This window comes from uncultured Campylobacter sp., from assembly GCF_937890585.1.
Classification (GTDB): domain Bacteria; phylum Campylobacterota; class Campylobacteria; order Campylobacterales; family Campylobacteraceae; genus Campylobacter_A.
The window spans coordinates 1-5,095 of the sequence record NZ_CALACG010000063.1; the positions used below are offsets into that span (position 1 = coordinate 1).

The 5,095-nt window shown below is 40.9% G+C and carries 5 protein-coding genes; all 5 read right to left on the reverse strand.

The features are described from left to right. Nucleotides 1-177: 177 nt before the first annotated feature. The 5 genes from Q0296_RS01645 to lgt all read right to left on the reverse strand — a co-directional run bounded on the left by Q0296_RS01645 (nt 178) and on the right by lgt (nt 5,038). Nucleotides 178-330, reverse strand: coding sequence for a hypothetical protein (locus Q0296_RS01645; RefSeq protein WP_298035888.1), 153 nt, complete (start codon nt 328-330; stop codon nt 178-180). 341 nt (nt 331-671) lie between these two features. Next, entirely contained in the window at nt 672-1,391 is a 720-nt protein-coding gene (locus tag Q0296_RS01650; RefSeq protein WP_004317555.1) for a fumarate reductase iron-sulfur subunit, read from the reverse strand. Continuing rightward, a complete protein-coding gene (locus Q0296_RS01655) occupies nt 1,384-3,390 on the reverse strand; it encodes a fumarate reductase flavoprotein subunit (RefSeq protein ID WP_298035890.1) in 2,007 nt (668 codons plus the stop codon). The genes Q0296_RS01650 and Q0296_RS01655 overlap by 8 nt, the downstream gene beginning before the upstream one ends. A 14-nt stretch (nt 3,391-3,404) precedes the next feature. Next, the gene (locus tag Q0296_RS01660; protein WP_298035892.1) at nt 3,405-4,103 is read right to left on the reverse strand and encodes a fumarate reductase cytochrome b subunit; all 699 of its coding nucleotides are present in this window, start codon (nt 4,101-4,103) and stop codon (nt 3,405-3,407) included. Nucleotides 4,104-4,222: 119 nt separating this feature from the next. Next, nucleotides 4,223-5,038, reverse strand: coding sequence for a prolipoprotein diacylglyceryl transferase (lgt, locus tag Q0296_RS01665; protein ID WP_298035893.1), 816 nt, complete (start codon nt 5,036-5,038; stop codon nt 4,223-4,225). Nucleotides 5,039-5,095 lie beyond the last annotated feature (57 nt).

Genomic DNA, 5,095 nt, shown 5'->3' on the forward strand with positions numbered 1-5,095 from the left:
ATACACTCTCCTTAAAATCGTTATTTTGCCGTAATTATAACACTTAAAATTTAGACGGCGTTTATAAGAGTGAAATTTGGTTTAAAAAGTGTTTTGAGTTGGTAAATTTTAGGTTTATTTGGGTGGCAGCGTAAAAAATTTATGTGATAAAAGCAAAAAGATTGCTTATTCTTATATCTAGAAATTATTTTCCTCAAAAAAATCAGTATCAATCTTACAAATTTCATATATCTGGCTTGTTTGAACACCTACTTTATACTTTATCATTAGCTCAGCTAGTCTGTCGCCATTTAACCCTTTGTTCGTAAGACTTACAGTTTCATAGCCCATTTTTTCTAAAATGCTAGATAAATTTTCATCAATTTTTTAATCTTAAAAGCTATAATCACCGCATGAAATATACAAGTTTGACAGATTTTCTTTTTGAAAATATCAACCCTTTTGTATAATGTGATCGCCTCGTTATTTGCGATATTTTTTTGCTTTAGTGCTGGCTTTGGTCTTTTATTTTTCATTACCTTACCGCTTGGGTATGTAATGGGTATAGTCTTGTCGTTTCCGCTTTTAATATTTATCTTTTTCTTATTTGCAGCGCTAGATATTTGTATATGTGTCTTGGTGTCTGTTTTTAGAGTTTTTAAATAAATTTGGGGCTTTTTACAGCCCCTTTGCTACTTTATTGCAGCCATTTTCCTGCGCATATAAGCTATGCGGCTTTGAAGTGGTAAGTGTTTTGGGCAGTTGTCTTCGCAACCAAGCAAAGTCATACAACCAAATACGCCATCATCATCGCCGATTAGCTCGTAAAAGTCCTCGTCAGTTCTCTTATCAAGCGCATCTATCTTAAATCTAGCAACCCTGTTTAGACCAACAGCACCGATGAAATCAGGTCTCATGATAGCTGTTCCACAAGATGCGACGCAAATTCCGCACTCTATACAGCGATCAAGCTCGAAAACTTCTTGAGCGACTTCTGGCTCAACTTTCTCTTCAAGCTTAGAGATATCTGTCTCGTGATCCGTATGTATCCAGCTCTCGACACGCTTACTCATAGCGTTCATCCAGTTGCCAGTATCTACGCTTAGATCTTTTAGCAGTTTAAAGACCGGCAAAGGCATAAGCTCTATGACACCGCTTTCAAAGTCTTTTGTTAGAGTTCTGCAAGCTAGACTTGGCTTGCCATTTACTAGCATGCCACAACTACCGCAAATTCCCGCACGACAAACAAAGTCAAAGCTAAGATCTGGATCAAATTTCTCACGAATTTGATTTAACGCGATAAATAGCGTCATACCATCAGTCTCTTCAAGCTCATAAGTCGCAAAATGAGGCTTTGAAACTTTGCTTAAAGGATTGTATTTAAAAGCTTTTATGGTTATTTTTCTACTCATTTCCTATACCTGCTCTTTCATTTGGTGCTTTGTATTTTGGTTGAAGGTCATAGTGCATTAGAGCTTCTTGGATCTCATATCTGCCTTTGCCTTCATTTTGCATTTTTTCACGGATATCATCAACCTCTTTTTGGCGGATAGCGCTGTCTGGATGCTCGATGATATTGCCTTTTGCACCATAGCCTCTAAATGCTGGTGGCATCTCCATCTTCATGATATCAAGTGGCTCATAAGTGATAGTTGGCAGAGTGTCGCCTTCTTTCCAGCTTGTAAGCGTTCTGTTTAGCCAGTTAAGGTCATCTCTCTTTGGATAGTCCTCACGGCAGTGAGCGCCACGGCTCTCTGTTCTATCAAGCGCACCTTTTGCGATACAAAGTGCTAGTTTTAGCATCTTTGGCACACGGTAAGCCTCTTCAAGCTCTGGGTTGCCAAATAGTGCTTTGTTGCTTACTTTTACATCAAGTGACTCTTTATAGAGTGCTTCAAGTTCTTTAACAGCAAGCTCTAGACCTTTGCCTGTTCTAAATATCGCAACGTGCTCCCACATTACCTCTTTCATCTTGTTTTTGATATCAAAGACGTTAAATTTACCCTCTTTTGTAACGAGGCTATTTAGATAATCTTCTTGTTTTTTAACAAATTTCTCGATATCAGCTGTGTTTATCTCGATCTCATGTTTTGAGCAATACTCAGCGAAATAATCACCAACGATCATACCAGCGACGACTGTTTCAGAAACTGAGTTACCACCGAGGCGGTTAAAGCCGTGCATATCCCAGCAAGCAGCTTCGCCAGCGCTAAATAGACCAGCTAGTGTTGGGCTCTCACCAGTTGGTTTTGTCTTGATGCCACCCATTGAGTAGTGCTGCATAGGAAGGATCGGTGCCCAGCCTTTGCCGATACCATTTTCATCGACCTCTGTGTCAGCTGGATCGATGCCATTAAAAATTTGGCAAATTTCTTGAACGTCACGTAGGTTTTTCTCGATATGCTCACGTCCGAGAATAGAGATGTCAAGCCAAACGTGATAGCCATAAGGGCTAGGTACGCCTTTGCCTGCACGGATGTGCTCCATGATACGGCGACTAACGACGTCGCGGCTAGCTAGCTCTTTTTTCTCAGGTTCATAATCAGGCATAAAGCGATATCCATCAACATCACGCAAAATTCCGCCATCACCGCGGCAACCTTCTGTTAAAAGAATGCCTGATGGAACGATCGGAGTTGGGTGGAACTGAACAGCTTCCATGTTACCAAGCTGTGCTACGCCAGTCTCAAGTGCGATCGCAGCGCCAATACCCTCGCAAACGACGGCATTTGTAGTGTGCTTATAAACTCTGCCGTATCCGCCAGTTGCTATAAGTGTGCCTTTTGAAACATAAGCTGTGATCTCACCATTTACAAGGTCACGAACGATCGCACCGTAACAGCGATTATTTTGATGTATCAAAGCGATCGCCTCTTTGCGGTCGTGAATTTCTACATTATGTTTAAGCGCTTCATTTGCAACAGCAAAAAGCATGGTGTGACCAGTTGCATCAGCTGTATAGCAGGTTCTCCATTTTTTTGTACCACCAAAGTCACGTGAGTGGATAAGTCCGTGAACCTCTTCTTTTTCAACGATAGTTGTCTTTTGAGCGTTTATGATAGCGCTTCTTTCGCCTTTTGTGATCCTAGTCCAAGGCACGCCCCAAGCTGCAAGCTCACGGATAGCTTTTGGAGCAGTTTGACAAAACATACGTGCAACTTGTTGATCACAACCCCAGTCGCTACCTTTTACTGTGTCAGCAAAGTGTACATCTTCGTTATCGCCTTCACTCATTTTAGAGTTACCAAGGCTTGCTTGCATGCCGCCTTGTGCAGCAGCAGAGTGAGAGCGTTTTACAGGGATGAGGCTCAAAACTACGGTGCTTAAGCCCTTTTCTCCAGCAGCCACAGCAGCTCTAAGACCAGCTAGACCGCCACCAATTACTAATGCGTCATAATATTTTACATTCATCTTCTAGCTCCTTTTTAGTGGCTGATCCACACGAAATCGGCGATCAAAGCGATCACAGCAAGTGCTCCATAAACAGCAAATACAACAGTTTTTGCTTTGTTTCTTTTTGCGAGCATTTCGTGTTTGTTTACGCCATCGATGCTTACCCATTTAACATATAAGCGGTACATACCAATGCCAGCATGAACAACCATGAAAACAAGTAGAGCGAAGTAGAAAATTTCTAGTCTGTGAAACGCAGCGGCTGATTTGTCAGCAGTGATGTGTCCGCCAAAGATGATGTCGATTATGTGGGCACTTGCAGCGAAAAATAGAGCAAAGCCTGTTAAGAACTGGAACCACCAAAGTGTAGTGTCACAGTGTTTCATGCGGTCTTTGTGGCCTCTAAACATTAGGTATTGTCTAAAATTTGCAGGAAATTTTCTCATAGCCAAGAAAGCGTGAGTGACAAAAACTACGAAGATAACAGCAGCGATGACGTTTGTGATCCACCAAGTAGCTTCGCCAAATAAAAATTTTGCCTCTGCAAATCCTACGACAGCGTTAAATGCGTCTTTGCCAAGTAGTATAGTAGAAGTAAAAACCATATGGCACAATATGAAACAGGCCAAAACAAAACCTGTAATACTCTGCCATCTATCCCAAGCGGCTGGTGTGCGGCTTTTTTTGCCGTCCGACCGTTTCCCCAAAAAACCCTCTATAAGCCCGGCCATGAGCCCTCCTAAGAAATTTGAAATAAGTTATCATTTCTTAATACTAATTTAAACATTAGCATTAATTGATAAAGCTAATGTTATCAGAATTTTACTTTAATATTTTTTAAACATTTACATTAAATTTTCGCAACACGTTTTCGAAGCATGATATAAACGATTATTCCAAAGAAGCACATTATGAGTGATAAAATTTGTCCCATAGAGAGTCCAAGGGCGATAAATCCAAGTCCAGAGTCAGGTTCTCTAAAAAATTCGCAAATAAATCTTGCAAATGTGTATAAAATGGCGTAAAGTGCTATGAGTTCACCATTAAATTTCTTAAATTTGCGGTATAAAAACAAGATGACAAAAACGACCAAGCCTTCCAAAAATGCCTCGTAAAGCTGGCTTGGGTGCCTTGGCTGTCCAAAGACATTTATCGCCCAAGGCACATCTGTGACGCGTCCAAAAAGCTCTTGATTTAAGAAATTTCCTATCCTGCCAAAGGTGTAGCCAAAAGGTATGCAAACAGCGCAGAGATCGAGCAGCTGCCATAAATTTTGCTTATATCTTTTGCAAAAGAAAAAGGTCGCTAGTAAAAATCCAACCACCGCTCCGTGGTAGCTCATGCCGCGAATTCCTATAAATTCTCCGTTGTGAAAAGGGTTGAAAATTTGCCAAGGCTGGGTTAGATAGTATCCTGCCTCGCCAGAGTAAAGCACGACCCAGCCAAGTCTAGCGCCCAAAATAACGCCGATCTCGACCCAAAAAAAGTAGTTATCCAAAAGTTGGTCTGAGATAGGAATTTTGTCTTTTTTGACTAGGTATTTTGCTGTGACAAGTGCCGAAACAAGGGCAAAGATATACATGAGCCCGTACCAGTGCACGCTAAAGCCAAAGATGCTAAAGGCGACTGGGTTAAAGTGGTTGTAGATGTTGTTCCAAATTTCCATAAAGTCTCACTTTATTTTTTTATGGATTTTATAATGTAAAGGCTTAAACTATAAATG